Source organism: Flavobacterium sp. GNP010 (assembly GCF_056428945.1).
In genome coordinates, this window is record NZ_JBWJVK010000028.1 from 17,183 (window position 1) to 34,515 (window position 17,333).

Below are 17,333 nucleotides of genomic sequence, written 5' to 3' on the forward strand. Positions count from 1 at the left end.
TTACTTCTTAAAATGATAATTGACTATTTTTTAAATAAATATCTCAATTGTCTCTGTATTTTTTATTTTCCTATTTGTTCTAAAATTTCCCTTACTGTTTCCATATCATCAAAATGATGACGAACGCCATTAATTTCTTGATACGTTTCATGGCCTTTACCCGCAATTAATATAATATCATTGGGCTGAGCCAATTGAACCGCAGTCTTTATGGCTTGTTTTCTGTCGGTTATACTCAATGTTTTTTTATAGTTTTGAGGGGCAATGCCCACTTCCATTTCGGCAATAATAACTTCTGGGTCTTCATTTCTTGGATTATCAGATGTGAAAATTGCTTTATCACTCAAATTCGAAGCTATGTCAGCCATAATTGGTCGCTTAGTTTTATCTCTATTTCCTCCACAACCTACAACTGTAATTAATTGTTCGTTTTTTGTACGAATGTCATTAATGGTTTTCAGTACATTTTCTAAGGCATCAGGAGTATGTGCATAATCTACAATCGCCGTAATATTTGAAGCAGAAACAATAAATTGAAAACGACCTGAAACGCTTTCTAAATCGGATAATAATCGAAGTACTTCCAGACTATCCATTCCAAGTTCAACAGCAGTACCATAAATCGCCAATAAATTATAAGCATTAAATGTTCCAATCAATTTTACCCACACTTCATTTCCGTTTATTTTCAATAGCAAACCTGACAATTGATTTTCCAGAATTTGCGCTTTATAATCCGCATAGGATTTTAAGGCATACGTCAATTTTTTTGCCACAGTATTCTGTAACATCACTTGCCCATTTTTATCGTCAATATTGGATAATGTAAAGGCTGTTTTAGGCATAGTATCGAAAAACGATTTTTTTACATCTCTATATTCGGCAAACGTGGGGTGATAATCCAAATGATCGTGAGACAAATTGGTAAAAATACCGCCAACAAAATGCAATGCTTCCGTTCTTTTTTGGTGAATTCCATGAGAACTCACTTCCATAAAACAGTATTCAACTCCGTTTTCCACCATTTCATTCAAATACTGATTTATCGTAATTGAATCTGGAGTTGTGTGTGTCGCTTTATACTCAAAAGTATCTACCATGATTTTCACGGTCGACAGTAATCCTACTTTAAAACCAGCTTTTTTAAATAACTGATATAATAAAGAAGCGATAGTCGTTTTACCATTTGTTCCCGTAATTCCAACTAATTTCAAGTTTTGTGATGGATCACCATAATAATTGGCAGCCATAAATGCCAAAGCTGAATTCGTATCTCTTACCTGAACATAGGTAACTCCTTTAGCAATATTTTCTGGAAATGTGTCGCATATAACGGCAACCGCACCTTGCAAGATTGCTTTTTCTATAAAGTCATGACCATCGCTAATAGTACCACGAATAGCCACAAAAACATCATTTGATTCGATTTTTCTAGAATCAAAATTCATTTTGTTAACTGCTACATCTGTCGAACCTTGTACCGCTTCGATAGCTACTTTGTATAATATGTCTTTTAATGTACTCATGATAACTCCAATAAAATCGTTGCATTTTTATCTAAATTCTGCCCTGCTTGCACCGATTGTTTTTTAACTTTTCCAACTCCAATCACTTTTACTTTCAAACCTAAATTGCCTAATAAAGCCACAGCATCCATTCCTGACATTCCTTTAAGATTGGGAACAAATCTTTGCTTTTTCTGAGATTTGCTATAGTAGGATTCATAATTATCTTCTTGTTTTGCAATCTTTTTATTCAAATTTTTAATTTCATTTGTTGAAGGCGCATCGGTAAAAATTTTTTGTGCAATTCTCTTGAAAACCGGACCCGCAACATCTGCACCATAATAGTTATTGAGCGCTGTACTTGGTTTATGCACAACAACTATACACGAATATTTAGGTTCTTCAGCAGGAAAGTAACCCACAAAAGAAGAGGCGTAATATTTTCCAACTCCACCAGCTTTTCCGTAATTCACAGCCGCTGTTCCTGTTTTTCCGGCCATTGAAAAATCCTTAGAATATAGTTTCGAAGCCGTTCCTTTTTTTACTACGTTGGCTAAAACCGCTTTTAACTTTAAAATAGTCTCGGGAGAGCAAACTCTAGGATTCAAGACTTCCTTTTCATATTTTTTGATCGTTTTATTCCATTCTTTTATTTCAGACACAAACTGCGGCTTAACCATTTCGCCATTATTTGCTACCGCATTATAAAAAGCCAACGTTTGCATAGGTGTAATCGAAACTCCATAACCAAAAGCCATCCAAGGAAGCGAAATTTTTGACCAGTGCTTATCACTTGGCTGCGGAATATAGGGTCTTCCCTCTCCTTTTATAGAAAGTCCGAGTGGTTTGTTTAATCCAAAATTATTGAGGTGATTGACAAAAGTTGAAGGTTCGTTTTTGTACGCATTGTAAACGGCTTGCACTAAAACTGTGTTCGAAGACACTTCAAAACCACGCCCCAAAGAAATTTTACCATATCCACCTTCATGTGAGTCCCTTACCTTGCGTCCGAAATACGTTATTTCTCCACCTTTACTATCGAAAACAGTGCTTGTATCTGCTTTTCTATCTTCAAAAAGCGCCATTAGACCCGCCAATTTATAAGTAGAACCTGGTTCATGCGATTCAGCTACTGCATAATTTGTGGTTTCATAATATGTGCCATCATTTGCTCTTCCTAAATTCGAAATTGCTTTTACATGACCCGTTTTAGTCTCCATCACCACCACGCAACCATGATCCGCTTCATACAATTCTAACTGTTTTAGTAGTGCATGATGTGCAATATCCTGAATATAAACATCAATTGTAGATATAACATCATACCCGTCTTGAGGATCAATTTCATTAACATCGCGAATGGGTTTCCACTGTCCTTTTGCTATTTTTTGTTTTAAAATTTTACCGTCTTTACCATTCAAATAGTTTCGAAAAGCCCACTCAATACCTTTTCCATCATACGATTGTCCTTTTGAAGTTCGCTCGTAACCCACAGTGCGTTCTGCAATTTTTCCAATTGGATGCTCTCTTACCGTTTCTTGTTGAATGATAATTCCACCTTTATAGGCTCCTAATTTAAATAATGGAAAACCTTTAATTTTAAAATATTGGGTATAACTCAATTTGCGAGCAATCAAATAATATCGATTTTTATTGGCTCTCGCTTTTCGCAGTTCATTTTCAAAGAAATTAGAAGATTTTCCTAAAACCGTTGCTAATGAATCTGATAGCGACTTGACATTTTTTTCGAATGTCTCTGCTTTTGGAGCGACCGCATCAAAACGTATTTCATAATTAGGAATAGAAGTAGCCAAAAGACTGCCGTCAGCAGAATAGATATTTCCTTTATTGGCTGGAATCACAAAATTCTTAACCGTTCTTTCCTTGGCTAATTTCCTGTAATAATCGCCCTCAACCCACTGGATATTGGTCAATTTTACAGCAATCGCAATAGCCATCAAAAAGATAGCGCATGCAACCAGATAAATTCTGTACGATATGTATTTATCTTCTACTGCCATAATTTTTTGAAAAAGCTTTTCTCTTCTTCTTTTTTAACTTTTATCTTTACAGGAGGAACTGTTGATGGAAAAATTTCTTTTTCTATCATTTTTTGAGAAACAGTAGACTCCATTTTTAATTTCATTAGTTCAGAACGCCTGTCTACAAATTCAGAACGCAATTCTTTAACCTGATTTGTCAACTCAGCAATCCTAAATACTTTTTGCTCAAATCGCTGCGTATTTGCAATCATTATAATTGCTAGAAGAATTAAAAAAACAATAAAACGCCAGTTTTTCAAGGCATCATCATTGATTAGAAACCGTGCTTTTAAAAGGCTGTATACTCCGTTTTTCATTTATGTAACAAATTATATCTTCTCAGCAATTCTTAATTTGGCACTTCTTGCTCTATTGTTCACTTTGATCTCAGCATTATCTGGGACAATTAATTTTCCAACCGTTTTAAATGGCACTGAAAAATTACCAAAAAAATCACGTTCAGGCTCTCCTTCAAACATTCCGTTTTTTATGAATCTTTTCACCAATCGATCTTCTAGTGAATGGTAGGATATTACACTTAACCTGCCACCTGGATTCAATACTTCTAAGGATTGCTCAACAAACTCTTTCAACACATCCATTTCTTGATTTACTTCAATACGGATCGCTTGATAAATTTGTGCCAATATTTTATTTCGAACTCTTTCTGGTAAATATCTCGCTAAAACCTCTTTCAATTCATCTGTGGTTTTGATCGGTTGTTCCTCTCTCGCCTCTATAATTGTTCTTGCCAAAGCAGGTGCATTTTTCAATTCACCATAATCCAAGAATACTCTTTTTAAATTCACATCATCATATTCATTGACAACACGGTAAGCGTTTAGGTCATTTTTCTGACTCATTCTCATATCCAACTCCGCATCAAAGCGAGTAGAAAAACCTCTTTCGGGAACATCAAATTGATGCGATGAAACTCCTAAATCTGCCAAGATACCATCTACACTTTTCACCCCATAAAAACGCAAAAACCGTTTTATAAAACGGAAATTCTCATTGATAAGTGTAAATCTTTCATCAGGCAAGGCATTCGCCAATGCGTCTTCATCCTGATCGAAAGCAAATAGCTTTCCGTTTGGCCCGAGTCTTTTCAGAATTTCTTTTGAATGTCCTCCGCCACCAAAAGTTACATCTACATAAATGCCGTCTGGCTTAATATTTAAACCATCTACCGATGCCTGTAGCAAAACTGGATTATGATATTCCATTGTCGTCGTCATTTATATTTCCCATTACTTCCTCTGCTAAATCTGCAAAATCAACATCCTCACCGTCTATTGATTTTTCGTATAAATCTTTATCCCAAATTTCAATAATATTCACTGCCGATGAAAACACGACCTCTTTAGCAATACTCGCAAAAATCACTAAATCTTTCGGCACCAATAACCTGCCTAAAGCATCTATCTCAACCACTTTAACTCCTGCGGTAAACCTGCGGATAAAGTCATTGTTTTTCTTTACGAACCGATTCAGTTTATTGATTTTTTGCATCATCAAATCCCACTCTTTCATAGGATACAACTCTAGACATGGCTGAAAAACGGAACGCTTCAAAACAAAACCGTTTTGAAGTGACGCAGCCAACTGCTTTTTTAAAGGAGCCGGTAACAGCAACCTTCCTTTAGCATCGACTTTACATTCATATGTTCCAATTATTGCATCCACACAAATAGTATTAAATGATGTAGAGCAAAAATATAAAAAATATTACCACTATTTACCACTATCTACCACTTTGTTAATAAGTTTAACCACTTTTGATCAAAAACCCCTAATTTTTGGACAATCAGTTCATTAGCTCGATTTTATTTCTTTGTAAGAATGATAATTATATAAAAAAAAGACACTACAACATAACAAATTATAGATTAAAAATGCTATGAATAAATGTCGGAAAAACCAAAAGAAGAACTCAAATATGAAAATAAAACCATTTGATTTTTTACATGAATCAGTATATTTTGTAATTAAAAATTGTTGTAAAAATTCTTTTTTATTTATTAAATCCTATATTTGTCAAAATTGAAAATCCGCATTCAAAAAAAATGGACAAACACTACAAAACAGAAGGAAGATATAGCTATTACGAAGCTGGCGAAGGAACACCAATTGTCATTTTACACGGGCTAATGGGCGGACTTAGCAACTTTGATGCTGTTGCCAATTACTTCTCTACAAAAGGATATAAAATAATCATTCCCGATTTGCCAATATACACGCAAAACATTTTAAAAACGAATGTGAAAAGTTTTGCAAAATATGTTAAAGATTTTATCACATTTAAGGGTTTAGACAGAGTTATATTACTAGGAAATTCATTAGGCGGACACATTGCTTTGTACCATACTAAAATGTATCCAGAAAAAGTAGCGGGCTTAGTTATTACAGGAAGCTCAGGGCTATACGAGAGTGCCATGGGAGACAGTTACCCAAAAAGAGGTGATTATGAATACATCAAGAAGAAAGCTGAAGATGTATTTTATGATCCAAAAGTAGCTACCAAAGAACTTATCGATGAAGTATACGAATCTGTAAATGATCGAATAAAATTGATAAAAACGCTAACAATTGCCAAAAGTGCCATTCGTCATAATATGGCAAAAGATTTGCCAAAAATGCATGTACAAACCTGTATTATTTGGGGAAAAAATGATAAAGTTACGCCACCAGATGTTGCTGAAGAATTCAATAAATTATTACCTAATTCTACCTTATATTGGATCGATAAATGTGGCCATGCCGCAATGATGGAGCATCCTGAAGAATTCAATCGTTTGCTAGAAGACTGGTTAACTCATACACACTTATCCGTACACTAGCTCTAGAAATAGGATAATTTTACACCTTGAAGAAATGAAAATTAATACTGCCGAATTTGTTATCAGTAACTCTGATGTAACGAAGTGTCCTAAGGACTTTATGCCAGAATACGCTTTTATTGGTCGATCAAATGTTGGTAAATCTTCCTTGATCAACATGTTAACCAACCATAAAAAGTTAGCTAAAACCTCAGGAAGACCAGGAAAAACACAATTAATCAATCATTTTTTAATAAACAGCAATTGGTTCTTAGTCGATTTACCTGGTTATGGTTACGCTAAAGTTTCTAAAAAAACCAAATCAATTTTTCAAGAATTTATTACTGATTATTTTGAAACAAGAGAGCAATTGGTTTGTGCTTTTGTTTTGATCGATATTCGTCATGAAGCTCAAACGATTGACATTGAATTCATGTCGTATATGGGCGAAAGTGAAATTCCTTTTTGTATCGTTTTCACCAAAGCGGACAAAATAAGTAAAGTAAAAATTGATTCTCATATTGCTGCGTATAAAAAGCAAATGTTTGCCAACAATTGGGCCGAAATGCCGCATTATTTTGTAACATCAGCTACTGAATCTACTGGAAAAGAAGAATTATTGAGCTATATTGACGAAGTAAATCAAGAGGTTTTTAAGAATAATAGTCAGTTTTAAAAAGCTCCATTTTATACTAAAAAAAATCCCCAAAACATCAATCAGTTTTGGGGATTTTTTTTTAGTTGCAAGTCCGCTTTATTTTGTCAACTCCAATTTTTCAGCAAAATAATCGCAGAAATCTTTCATGGTGTCAGCCATTTTTTCGTCATCTGTCGCACGTTTGAAAGTTTCAGACATGGCCACCAAAGTTTGGTGAAAAAATATTTTCATTTCGTCAACTGGCATATCCTTCGTCCATAAATCAATGCGCATGCTCTCTTTTACCTTGCTGTCCCATATAGACAACATAATTGCTTTGGCCTCTTCTTGCTCTACTCCGCCATCTTTTGCAGACCACATTAATTTTTCTGGAACACGGTTTTCGTCTAATTCAATTAGAAACTTAATTTCTGATGTATTTTTATTTGACATTACTTTTTAGGTTTGTATTTTGATTTTATAAATATTTCTTTGGCATTGGTTTTCAATAGGTTTTCTAATGGCATATCGTTATTTTGCACAAACGAACGTACCATTTGCCACCCAATCCAAGCACCTACCTGACCCGGTGATTCATTATCAATTTCTAAATAAAATTTAGAAAAAGGAGCAGGATTTATAAACCTGGCAATCAACTTCTGATCGTTGCTGTACAACATTTCTTTTTCTATAAAATAACGCCACATATAACTCTCATTTTCTAGACACCAAGCAATTTGTTTTGGAGAATACCCCATTTTTTCAGCATCGGTATAGTCTGGCAAAAGCAAGTCTTTTAGATACAATTGCTTACCATGATAAATCATTTGACTCAATAAATCTTTCTCAACAACTGCGGGAATTTTTAGTCCAGCAAAACTAGAAACAATATCTGGAGCGATTTGTCTTTGCTCAAAATTTTGTTTTAAATAATTTGGAAACTGATAAAATTTATGATTTTTTCCCAAATATAATTCTAGTGAAATAACAACTAAACTATCCGCATAAATTACCTTACTTTTATAATCCATTTCAGAGATTATAGTTATTACTTTTGGAGTTTTAGTTTTTGGAAAATAATATTTAATGTGTTTAAAAAGTGTTTCAACTTCTTTTTTAACAGGATCAAAATCACCATACTTCTTTTGAACTTCTGCATACAACTCCTGCCATAAAGGATCTTGCATTTTACTCAACCACACACTATCCTCTATTCCATCAGGAAAAAAATAAGGGAATTCTTTTTTGACTTTTTCTAAATCCTCTGGTTGGGTTTCAAAAAATATTTTATCGAATCGGGTTACATTTAAATCCAAGGGAATGGCTGTGACTTCATTTTCAACTTTATTCTTTTTATCGCAGGATAAAACAAAGAGAAAAATGACTACAAGAAACAGATATTTTTTCATATATATTTTTTAAATTTGTGTCTCAAGAGTGTAAGGTCACCAAGTTCCAACAAATTGCTTTTGCAAATATACATTCCTGATTTTTAAAACGTAATTATTATGACTAAAAAAAGTACATTACAGATTGAAAAAGTGAATGATCATATTGTACACTGGTTGAAAACTTACGCAGAAAATGCAAAAGTAAACGGTTTTGTGATTGGGATTTCTGGAGGAGTAGATTCTGCTGTTACCTCAACGTTGTGTGCACAAACAGGACTGCAAGTATTATGTGTAGAAATGCCCATACACCAAGCGCAAAGTCATGTAACCCGAGGACGTGAGCATATACAACAATTAAAAAATAGATTCCCTAATGTTCGTAGTATCGAAGCTGATCTAAGCTCCGTTTTTGACACCTTTACAACTGTAGTTCCAGAAATTGAAGATACTGCCAAGCTTCATTTAGCACTTGCTAATACACGTGCACGATTGCGCATGACTACTTTGTATTATTTTGCGGGAATTCATGGCCTGCTAGTCGCTGGAACTGGAAACAAAGTAGAAGACTTTGGAGTAGGGTTTTATACTAAATACGGTGATGGCGGAGTAGATTTAAGTCCAATTGCCGATTTAATGAAGTCAGAAGTCTTTCTTTTAGGAAGTTATTTAAAAGTTCCAGAGTCTATCTTGACGGCATCACCAACTGATGGTTTATTTGGTGACGACAGAACAGATGAAGATCAACTAGGAGCGACTTATAACGAACTGGAATGGGCAATGACTCAAGATGAAGGAGGACAAACTGCAGCTTCTTTTTCAGGAAGAGATAGAGATGTATTTGAAATTTACAAGCGATTGAACAATGCAAATAGACATAAAATGGACGCAATTCCCGTTTGTTTTGTACCAAAATGATAAAAAAATCACATTTTATATTGATTTACAATTAATTACAGAAATTATTTATTAATTTTACAGTTCCAATTACAAATAATTCTAAAAATTTAAAATCATGATTAAAGTATGTATAGCCGATAATTATCCTGTTGTGCATTTTGGAGCAAAATCTTACTTTAAAGATAATGCTGAAATATCAATAGTTGCCAATGTTGGTAATTTTTTGATGGTACGGGATATACTTTTAACTAAAGAGATCGATGTCTTAGTTATCGATTTGGAACTGGAAGGACTTTCCAGTATTTTTGAGGTCAAAGCACTCTTGAAAAATTTTCCAAAAACTAAAATTATCATTTTTAGTGGTCTTTCCGAACAAATTTATGCTCCAAATGCTATTAAAGCTGGTGTTTCAGGATTCATCCACAAAAAAGAGAAACTAGAAACTTTAGGTATTTCTATTATCAAAGTCCACCAAGGAAAGATAATTATGAATGAAACCGTAAAGAAAAATCTTGCTCTAATCGCCAAACAAAGCAAAAGCGAACGTTTGTATCGAAAGCTTTCTAACCGTGAAGTAGAAGTTTTGCGTTATTTAAGTGACGGAAAGAAAAATCATGAAATAGCTGATATTCTGAAACTAAACGAAAAAACAATTAGTACGTATAAATTACGATTACTAACCAAACTAAATGTTACCAACTTGGTAGATTTAGTAAATAAAGCAAAAACTTTAGAGATCGTTTAGTACCGCGACATAACTCTCCCTAATTTTTTTGAAAAAGAATGGATCAATAAATTATAGTCCATCACCATTGATAAAGGCTCTGTATTATCTGAATTACCTTCGGATGATAGAGAGCTTTTTAATTCCTCAATTATTTTACCTACCAAATACCATCTAAGTGTCAAAATGGTTTCCGATACATTTTGACTGATCGTATCATTTTTAGATTTTGGAAAAATATTTTGTCCCTCCCAATTGTGCAAAATAACACGTTCGTCTTCCATTAAAATATCTGTAACTTCTTGTGCAAATTCTACTTGTAAGTGCATAAGATATTGCTCTAAACTAAACGTTTCATTTTGATGGTAGTAATTAATCAAGTTATTAAATATATCTCGAAACAAAGGATTTGCTAATTCTACCTCATCTTCTTGCAAACTTAAATAGATTCTTTGGTACACTTTATATTCCCGTTTTTCAACAACGGTTTCAATTTCACCTTCGGCGTTTGTTCTCAAAAAAACATCTTCAAACTCTTCATTCTTATTGCCATACAACAATAAAATTTCTATTATTTTTCGTTCCAAACGATACAGTATGTCTACTTTTTCGACATCAATAGGATTCTCATTTTTTAAAACTTCAAATGGTTTTTGACCCGAAGCATCTGGATTTTTTTGCTTTTTTGCAACCTCAACGCTATCTTTCTGAATCAATTGCGCTAAAGTGCTAACAAGCACTTGCTCTGAAATGTCCATAATACGAGAACATTCCTGAATGTAAATTTCGCGTTGAATACGATCCGGAATTTTAGAAATACTAACAACCATATCCCGAATCAAATCGGCTTTTTTTATGGGATCATTCTTGGCTTCATTCATTAAAAGCGATGCTTTGAATTGAATGAAATCCTTGGCATTGTTTTCTAGATACAACACTAAATCCTCATAAGATGTTTTTTTGGCAAAACTGTCTGGATCTTCTCCGTCAGGAAACGTACAAACTTTAACGTTCATTCCTTCTTCCAGAATTAAATCGATTCCTCGAATGGAAGCCCGCAAACCGGCTGCATCACCGTCAAAAAGAACGGTAATGTTTTTTGTCAATCTATTTATTAAACGAATTTGGTCTGGCGTCAAAGCTGTCCCCGAGGAAGCGACAACATTTTCAATTCCAGATTGATTGAACTGAATTACATCTGTATACCCTTCGACTAAATAGCAATTGTTTAATTTTGCGATGGCCTGTTTGGCCTGAAAAATACCATACAGCACCTTACTTTTATGATACAATTCGCTCTCTGGTGAATTGAGGTATTTGGCTGCTTTTTTATCATTGGTTAGAATCCTACCGCCAAAACCCAGTACTCTTCCAGACATACTTTGTATAGGGAACATAACACGCCCTTTGAACCTATCAAAAGGTCTGTCTTCTCTGGGAATTGTGAGTCCTGTACTTTCCAGAAATTCTAATTTATAGCCTTTACCTAATGCTTCCTTGGTAAAAGCATCCCAAGCTTCAGGAGAATAACCCAATCCAAATTTCTTTATGGTATCATTGGTAAAACCTCTTTCTTTGAAATAAGAATAGCCAATCGCTTTCCCTTCTTCAGAGTTTAAAAGTGTATTATGGAAATAGGTTTTTGCAAATTCAGAAACCAAATACATACTTTCTCGAACATCAGTATTGGCTTTTTCTTCATCTGTTTGCTCCGTTTCTTCTATTTCGATATTATACTTTTTGGCTAAATACCGAATGGCTTCCGGATACGTAAATTTCTCGTGTTCCATCAAAAACGCAACCGAATTCCCCCCTTTTCCTGAACTAAAATCTTTCCAAATTCCTTTGGCGGGAGACACCATAAACGATGGTGAACGTTCTTCAGAAAATGGACTTAATCCTTTGAAATTGCTTCCTGCACGTTTCAAATTTACGAAATCACCTATCACCTCCTCAACACGAGCAGTTTCGAAAACAGTATCTATTGTGGCTTTTGAAATCAAATTAGTATGGTCTAAAATTGCGAAAGGTCAAAGTTACAAAGTTTTTAAAGATATAAACCCTTTCAGAGTTTGAAACTCTAAAAGGGTTCTAAAAAAACTAACTAAAACAATTGCTAATTAAAATCAAAACGTACTCCTAAAGAAACGTTGTTTTGTTTCACAGTATTATCTTTAAACAGTGGATTTAAATCATATTTCAAGTATAAACTAGTTGCTTTATAACCAACGTACGTACTCAAACCATATATAAAATTACTGGTATTGAAATCTCCTCTCGTTATCACTCTAGACTTATAGGAATCACTATCATAATTAATGTATTGCTTCGATTTTAGATTGACACCCACAAATCCTCCTACTCCAAAACGAAAACTTTCATGCGTTTTATAATAGGTCTTTCCATCCCTATCTTGTGTTTTTGTAAAATCAAATTCTAGATGCGCCGGAAATACCAAATTGACATTTTTGAAACGAGAATCTTCTTGCTGCAATGCATTTACTTCTAAATTGGTCTGGTTACCGTTTACTACTACGTTTCTATTATCAGTAGCTCGCAAATTATTATATTGTAGTGATAATCCATATTTGGCATGGAGTAAATTGCCTTCAGGTAATATTCTGGTGTTATACGTTACACCCAATTCATAAAAATGAGACCCTAAATATCTGAAATCAGATTTTTCAACAGAACCATCTGTAACAACGTTATTCAAACAAGCTGCAAATACGAGTTGAGAAGTTGTTCTTTTGGATTGGCGTTCTTCTTTATCTTCCTGCCCATTATATACTTTCATTGAAGTCACATTAATCTCTGTTTGAGAACCAATTGAATTCGGATTATTTCCAAATACGACTGAGTTACCTTTATCACTGTAATTTCCTTCATCTTGGACTTTACCATCTACCTTATCTCGTATTAATTGCTGCAGCTTTTCTTGCTCCGCAGCTACTTTAATATCAATTACAGTAGCATGTTCTTGTGCCTTTTTTAATTTCAGAACTTCAGCTTGTTCTTTAGAAATAATTCCTTTTTCAAGATCCTTTTCTATTAATTGTATGTCCTCCTTTAGAGCAGCTTTTTCTGTTGCAACAACACCTTTAATTTGATTACTTATCGCTTTTGCTCTCGTTTCGAAAGATAAAATCTTATGATCTCTCCCTCTGTTCGAGCCAGTTTCTGGAATACTATCACTAACAATTTCTAAAGAAACGTCCTTAAACCACACTTGGCCAGTACCAACTAATGAAACTCCGTAAGAGATTTGCGTTGCTTCCATCGGTACAAATAAAATAATCTCATATTTGGTCCAATCAGTGGTTCCTTTAACTGGCCTATTTTTCATATAATCATTTGCCAACTCTACAAAACCATAATAATCAATACGCATCCAAAGACCAGCTTTAGTTTGCACTTTATCACTTTTGATATAACCTGTCATTTTAACTGTTTTTCCTCTATACAAATCGGCTACTACATTTTTGGTAAGAGTCGCACCCAAACCTTTATTTTTACTATGTATAGATTTTATTGTAATAATATCTTGGTTATAAGACGCTACATTATTTTCTAAAGCTATTTCATAATTCAAAGTTGGCGACTGCCGGTAGGTCCAATCTTTAATAATCTTAGAGGTTCCACTACTTTGAGCAGTTAATTTGGTTGCAAGTCCAGCTAGCAACAGTGCTGCAATTAAAATAATTTTTTGCATGATTTTCGTTTTTTGATTGATGATTGATTTTGATTTATTCTTCGTAATTTCTATTTACTAAAACTGTTTTTATAGCATTAAAATTCTTGTTGAATTTATTCAATGCAGATTCTCGAAATGATTGATTTAATTCCGTTTCTACATTTTGCAATAAAAGGTTTGGGCTAACCGCAAGTATTGTTGTAGTTTTATTGACCGACTTGTCCATACTTTGTGATTCCAATTTTGTATTTGTAACTTCAGCTAAAAGTTTTTCTGCTGAAACATATCTGTTTTTATCAGTTACTTTATAATTTAGCTCTTGAATAGAATTATCACTGATAGTATTTTCTTTTAAGAGATTGTTGATTGAAACTACTACTTGATTTTGATTTGAATTAGAACTAACTATATCCGATTTTTGTTTTAAAATTAAATTTTTGATACTTCTTCCCTGATTTGTTTTAGACACGACTGCGACGGCTTTTTCTGATTCTGTTTGAAGGTTGGTATCATTATCAGAAACTACAGTCGGTTTAGTCGCTGCATCGTTTTGAATAACAACATCATTTTTTTGATTGATAATTTCACTGCTATTTTGATTGAAATACACTGTTCCTAGCAATAGAAAGCCGACAAAACTAGCCGCTATGTACATCCAAGGAAATTTAGCTTTTGGTTCTTGCTTCGTCTGTTCGCTATTGCTCGGGTCAGCAGCCGTAAGCATTGCATCCAGTTTACTCCAAGCCATTTCTGAAGGCTGAATTTCCCGCGAATTTAATTGCTTTTTAAAATGCTTCTCTAATTTATTCGGTTCCATTACTGTAATTTTTTAGCTTGTTAATCTGTCCCTGCAGCATTTTTCGAGCATGTGACAATTGCGATTTAGAGGTTCCTTCATTAATCCCTAACATACTGGCAATTTCTTGATGCTTATACCCTTCGATCGCATATAAATTGAACACCATTTTGTAGCCATCTGGTAAACTATCGATTAGATACTGAATATCATCTATTGAAAATTGACTTTCAATATTGTTGAAACTTTCTTCAAAATAGTTTTCCTCCTCACTATATTTGAGTTTTTTTTCAACTCGAATAAAGGAAATGCATTCATTAACCATAATTCTTCTAATCCAACCTTCGAAACTTCCTTTATGCTGAAAGTTCTTCAAATTGGTAAACACTTTCATAAAAGCAGTAATCATGATATCTTCGGCCTGATGAATGTCTTTTATGTATTGTCGGCAAACACTTAACATTTTTGGTGAAAACTTGGAATAAATCTGCTGTTGTGCCTGCCGATTGTTTTCGACAGCTAACTGGATTAATTCATTTTCCTCCTGATGTAAGTTGATTACTTTCAAAATTTTATAAAGTGTTTCTATAAGTATAGACGATTAACAATACAAAAAGGTTGCATGGAAATATAATTAATTGAAAAAAAATCTCGTGACCTGAGATTCTTCCTTCGTGAGAATGACAAAATGGGGACTATTTTTTTCTTTCAATCACGTAATTCACCATTAAAATCAGCGCTTCTTTAAACAGCGAGTCTGTATAATTATTCAGCAATACAAGTGCTTCTTGCTGAAATTGAATCATTTTATTTTCAGCATAAAGCAATCCGTTATTGTTTTTTACAAAAGCAATAACTTCTTTGACGCGTTTTTTATCTTTATTATGGTTTTTAATAGAATTGATAAGCCATGTTTTCTCTTTTGAAGTACACGTATTCAAAACATGAATAAGAGGCAGAGTCATTTTTTGTTCTTTGATGTCAATCCCTGTTGGTTTACCAATGGCATCTTCTGAATAATCGAACAAATCGTCTTTGATCTGAAAAGCCATTCCTATGAGTTCGCCAAATTTGCGCATGTTTTCTACCTGAACTACATCTTCAATGACAGATTGTGCGCCAAGTGCACAACAAGCAGCAATAAGTGTAGCAGTCTTTTTTCGAATGATTTCGTAATACACCTCTTCTGTGATATCAAGTCTTCGGGCTTTTTCAATTTGGAGTAACTCGCCCTCACTCATTTCGCGCACAGCGACAGAAATAATACGGAGTAAATCGAAATCGCCATGATCAATAGAAAGCAGCAATCCTTTAGACAATAAATAATCACCTACCAAAACGGCAATTTTATTTTTCCAAAGTGCATTGATAGAGAAAAAACCTCTACGACGGTTACTATCATCAACCACATCATCATGAACTAATGTAGCCGTATGAATCAATTCAATTACGCACGCACCGCGATAGGTTCGCTCATTTACTATACCTGACGATACCATTTTTGAAGTTAAGAAAACAAACATGGGACGCATTTGTTTTCCTTTTCTATTTACGATATAATACGTTATTCTATTTAACAAAGCCACTTGTGAAGTCATTGATTCATAGAACTTTTTTTCGAAAAGTTCCATCTCATCAAAAATGGGCTGTTTTATTTGTGAAGTGACATTCATTTGCCATTCAAAGATACAATTTTGAAATAAAAAAACAGTTATGAAATGGAGCGAAGTATTTTTTTTGAAAGCTATTCTTCTCAATTACAGCATAATTCCGTATTCTTTCTAACGATACAGCAACTATTTAACTTTATTTTAGTACTTTAGAACATTATTTTAACACACACATTAAACCTTTTCCCCAAAAATCAATCCAAATACAATAACCTAAAACCCCTTATTATGAAAACAAAATTTTTAGCACTCAGTATGGCTTTGAGCTTTCTAGCTTTTACAAGTTGTACTAACGAGGCAGAACCAGCTGCAGCAGAAGCAGCCGTAACTACCAATGACGTTGCTGCTTCACAAAAAATGGATAACGCCATCGATGACGTTGTTGTCCTGATAGAAAATCAATATGAAATAACTGAAGGAACTTCAGTTGGAAGATTACAAGCGGGTTATTTCTCGATTTTACCAACCTGTGCAACCGTTAGCGATTTGGGATCTACGTCAACAGTAAGGAAAATAACGATCACTTTTGGCAATCCAAACACACCGACTTGTTTGTTTAGAGGGAATCTACTAAAAGGGCAAATTATCTTGACACGTACATTAGGAACAACTTTTCCTAAAATCATGACTGTTACCTTCAATAATTTTTACATCAATGAAAATAAACTAGAGGGAACATCCACTTGGAAAAGAGAAATGATTGGTACGGGAACTGATTTGCATCCAAAAAACACTTTTACCATGAACGCAATGACATGGACTTCAACCGAGGGGATTTACACTAGAAATGGAGAAAGAATACGAGAAATGACTGCCGGATTTGCTACTCGCTCATCTCCTACTGATGACATATTCTCTACTTATGGCACGTTTACTACCACACATCCAAATGGATCTAATTACACTTGGTTAGTAGAAAAAGGAACTGCATTAATCCATAAAACAGCTTGCAGCTTACAAACCGCTCCTATGCCTTTTCCTGTATCTGGAAAATTAAAAATAAGTAAGGACTCGCACTACGCAATTATTGAATATGGCAATGGCGAATGTGATAATCTTGCAACGTTAGCAATTGATGGCGGAACGGCAAAACCAATAATTTTAGGAAATTAATTTTTGACTAGATCTAAAACTAAAAATGGAGTTCAAAATTGAACT

General features: G+C 34.0%; 17 protein-coding genes. 5 read left to right on the plus strand and 12 right to left on the minus strand.

Annotated elements, in window-relative coordinates:
* Window positions 1-62 precede the first annotated feature (62 nt).
* From AC061C_RS12035 to mraZ, 5 genes are read right to left on the minus strand one after another with little or no spacing between them, the layout of a single operon-like run.
* Window positions 63-1,526 carry a UDP-N-acetylmuramoyl-L-alanyl-D-glutamate--2,6-diaminopimelate ligase gene (locus AC061C_RS12035; protein WP_478291371.1) on the minus strand — a complete coding sequence of 488 codons (1,464 nt, stop codon included), beginning with the start codon at window positions 1,524-1,526 and terminating at the stop codon, window positions 63-65.
* Complete coding sequence (locus tag AC061C_RS12040) at window positions 1,523-3,526, minus strand: PASTA domain-containing penicillin-binding protein (RefSeq protein ID WP_478291372.1); 2,004 nt, start codon at window positions 3,524-3,526, stop codon at window positions 1,523-1,525. Before AC061C_RS12040 ends, AC061C_RS12035 begins: the two co-directional genes overlap by 4 nt.
* Complete coding sequence (locus tag AC061C_RS12045; RefSeq protein ID WP_309760396.1) at window positions 3,517-3,864, minus strand: FtsL-like putative cell division protein; 348 nt, start codon at window positions 3,862-3,864, stop codon at window positions 3,517-3,519. The genes AC061C_RS12040 and AC061C_RS12045 overlap by 10 nt, the downstream gene beginning before the upstream one ends.
* A 12-nt stretch (window positions 3,865-3,876) precedes the next feature.
* Window positions 3,877-4,785, minus strand: a complete 909-nt coding sequence (gene rsmH, locus AC061C_RS12050) for a 16S rRNA (cytosine(1402)-N(4))-methyltransferase RsmH (RefSeq protein ID WP_478291373.1) — start codon at window positions 4,783-4,785, stop codon at window positions 3,877-3,879.
* Window positions 4,760-5,233 (minus strand): division/cell wall cluster transcriptional repressor MraZ, encoded by a 474-nt coding sequence (mraZ, locus tag AC061C_RS12055; protein WP_417943560.1) that lies wholly within the window; start codon window positions 5,231-5,233, stop codon window positions 4,760-4,762. The genes rsmH and mraZ overlap by 26 nt, the downstream gene beginning before the upstream one ends.
* A 380-nt stretch (window positions 5,234-5,613) precedes the next feature.
* Between mraZ and AC061C_RS12060 the strand changes: the two genes are divergently transcribed.
* Window positions 5,614-6,387: an alpha/beta fold hydrolase gene (locus tag AC061C_RS12060; RefSeq protein ID WP_417943558.1), complete on the plus strand. Its 774-nt coding sequence runs from the start codon at window positions 5,614-5,616 to the stop codon at window positions 6,385-6,387.
* Window positions 6,388-6,421: 34 nt separating this feature from the next.
* Window positions 6,422-7,042 carry a ribosome biogenesis GTP-binding protein YihA/YsxC gene (gene yihA / locus AC061C_RS12065; RefSeq protein WP_417969958.1) on the plus strand — a complete coding sequence of 207 codons (621 nt, stop codon included), beginning with the start codon at window positions 6,422-6,424 and terminating at the stop codon, window positions 7,040-7,042.
* A 78-nt stretch (window positions 7,043-7,120) separates the two neighbouring features.
* On the opposite strand, the gene gldC is transcribed toward yihA, so the two are convergent.
* Together gldC and gldB are read right to left on the minus strand one after the other, a co-directional pair.
* Window positions 7,121-7,456, minus strand: coding sequence for a gliding motility protein GldC (gene gldC / locus AC061C_RS12070; RefSeq protein WP_417943556.1), 336 nt, complete (start codon window positions 7,454-7,456; stop codon window positions 7,121-7,123).
* Window positions 7,456-8,412, minus strand: a complete 957-nt coding sequence (gldB, locus tag AC061C_RS12075) for a gliding motility lipoprotein GldB (protein WP_478291374.1) — start codon at window positions 8,410-8,412, stop codon at window positions 7,456-7,458. Before gldB ends, gldC begins: the two co-directional genes overlap by 1 nt.
* A gap of 99 nt (window positions 8,413-8,511) precedes the next feature.
* Between gldB and nadE the strand changes: the two genes are divergently transcribed.
* Window positions 8,512-9,309: an NAD(+) synthase gene (nadE, locus tag AC061C_RS12080; RefSeq protein WP_478291375.1), complete on the plus strand. Its 798-nt coding sequence runs from the start codon at window positions 8,512-8,514 to the stop codon at window positions 9,307-9,309.
* A gap of 97 nt (window positions 9,310-9,406) precedes the next feature.
* The gene (locus tag AC061C_RS12085; protein ID WP_309758036.1) at window positions 9,407-10,036 is read left to right on the plus strand and encodes a LuxR C-terminal-related transcriptional regulator; all 630 of its coding nucleotides are present in this window, start codon (window positions 9,407-9,409) and stop codon (window positions 10,034-10,036) included.
* Here the strand turns inward: AC061C_RS12085 and dnaG are convergent.
* The 5 genes from dnaG to AC061C_RS12110 form a co-directional block, all read right to left on the minus strand.
* Entirely contained in the window at window positions 10,033-12,018 is a 1,986-nt protein-coding gene (gene dnaG / locus AC061C_RS12090; protein WP_478291376.1) for a DNA primase, read from the minus strand. The genes AC061C_RS12085 and dnaG overlap by 4 nt on opposite strands.
* Before the next feature lie 113 nt (window positions 12,019-12,131).
* Window positions 12,132-13,727: a hypothetical protein gene (locus AC061C_RS12095; protein ID WP_478291377.1), complete on the minus strand. Its 1,596-nt coding sequence runs from the start codon at window positions 13,725-13,727 to the stop codon at window positions 12,132-12,134.
* 34 nt (window positions 13,728-13,761) lie between these two features.
* Complete coding sequence (locus AC061C_RS12100) at window positions 13,762-14,526, minus strand: hypothetical protein (RefSeq protein WP_478291378.1); 765 nt, start codon at window positions 14,524-14,526, stop codon at window positions 13,762-13,764.
* Window positions 14,513-15,073 carry an RNA polymerase sigma factor gene (locus AC061C_RS12105; protein WP_478291379.1) on the minus strand — a complete coding sequence of 187 codons (561 nt, stop codon included), beginning with the start codon at window positions 15,071-15,073 and terminating at the stop codon, window positions 14,513-14,515. The genes AC061C_RS12100 and AC061C_RS12105 overlap by 14 nt, the downstream gene beginning before the upstream one ends.
* Before the next feature lie 127 nt (window positions 15,074-15,200).
* On the minus strand, window positions 15,201-16,178 hold the full coding sequence (locus AC061C_RS12110; RefSeq protein WP_478291380.1) for a polyprenyl synthetase family protein: 978 nt from the start codon (window positions 16,176-16,178) through the stop codon (window positions 15,201-15,203).
* A gap of 225 nt (window positions 16,179-16,403) precedes the next feature.
* On the opposite strand from AC061C_RS12110, the gene AC061C_RS12115 reads away from it, so the two are divergent.
* Complete coding sequence (locus AC061C_RS12115) at window positions 16,404-17,288, plus strand: hypothetical protein (RefSeq protein WP_478291381.1); 885 nt, start codon at window positions 16,404-16,406, stop codon at window positions 17,286-17,288.
* The last annotated feature ends 45 nt before the right edge of the window (window positions 17,289-17,333 follow it).

Excerpts from the sequence above, each read along its gene's own strand:
- gldC (WP_417943556.1), bottom strand. The coding sequence starts at position 7,456 with ATGTCAAATAAAAATACATCAGAAATTAAGTTTCTAATTGAATTAGAC.
- AC061C_RS12095 (WP_478291377.1), bottom strand. The coding sequence starts at position 13,727 with ATGCAAAAAATTATTTTAATTGCAGCACTGTTGCTAGCTGGACTTGCA.
- AC061C_RS12115 (WP_478291381.1), top strand. The coding sequence starts at position 16,404 with ATGAAAACAAAATTTTTAGCACTCAGTATGGCTTTGAGCTTTCTAGCT.
- AC061C_RS12045 (WP_309760396.1), bottom strand. The coding sequence starts at position 3,864 with ATGAAAAACGGAGTATACAGCCTTTTAAAAGCACGGTTTCTAATCAAT.
- nadE (WP_478291375.1), top strand. The coding sequence starts at position 8,512 with ATGACTAAAAAAAGTACATTACAGATTGAAAAAGTGAATGATCATATT.
- AC061C_RS12035 (WP_478291371.1), bottom strand. The coding sequence starts at position 1,526 with ATGAGTACATTAAAAGACATATTATACAAAGTAGCTATCGAAGCGGTA.
- AC061C_RS12060 (WP_417943558.1), top strand. The coding sequence starts at position 5,614 with ATGGACAAACACTACAAAACAGAAGGAAGATATAGCTATTACGAAGCT.
- AC061C_RS12110 (WP_478291380.1), bottom strand. The coding sequence starts at position 16,178 with ATGAATGTCACTTCACAAATAAAACAGCCCATTTTTGATGAGATGGAA.
- gldB (WP_478291374.1), bottom strand. The coding sequence starts at position 8,412 with ATGAAAAAATATCTGTTTCTTGTAGTCATTTTTCTCTTTGTTTTATCC.
- AC061C_RS12040 (WP_478291372.1), bottom strand. The coding sequence starts at position 3,526 with ATGGCAGTAGAAGATAAATACATATCGTACAGAATTTATCTGGTTGCA.
- yihA (WP_417969958.1), top strand. The coding sequence starts at position 6,422 with ATGAAAATTAATACTGCCGAATTTGTTATCAGTAACTCTGATGTAACG.
- rsmH (WP_478291373.1), bottom strand. The coding sequence starts at position 4,785 with ATGACGACGACAATGGAATATCATAATCCAGTTTTGCTACAGGCATCG.
- AC061C_RS12085 (WP_309758036.1), top strand. The coding sequence starts at position 9,407 with ATGATTAAAGTATGTATAGCCGATAATTATCCTGTTGTGCATTTTGGA.
- AC061C_RS12100 (WP_478291378.1), bottom strand. The coding sequence starts at position 14,526 with ATGGAACCGAATAAATTAGAGAAGCATTTTAAAAAGCAATTAAATTCG.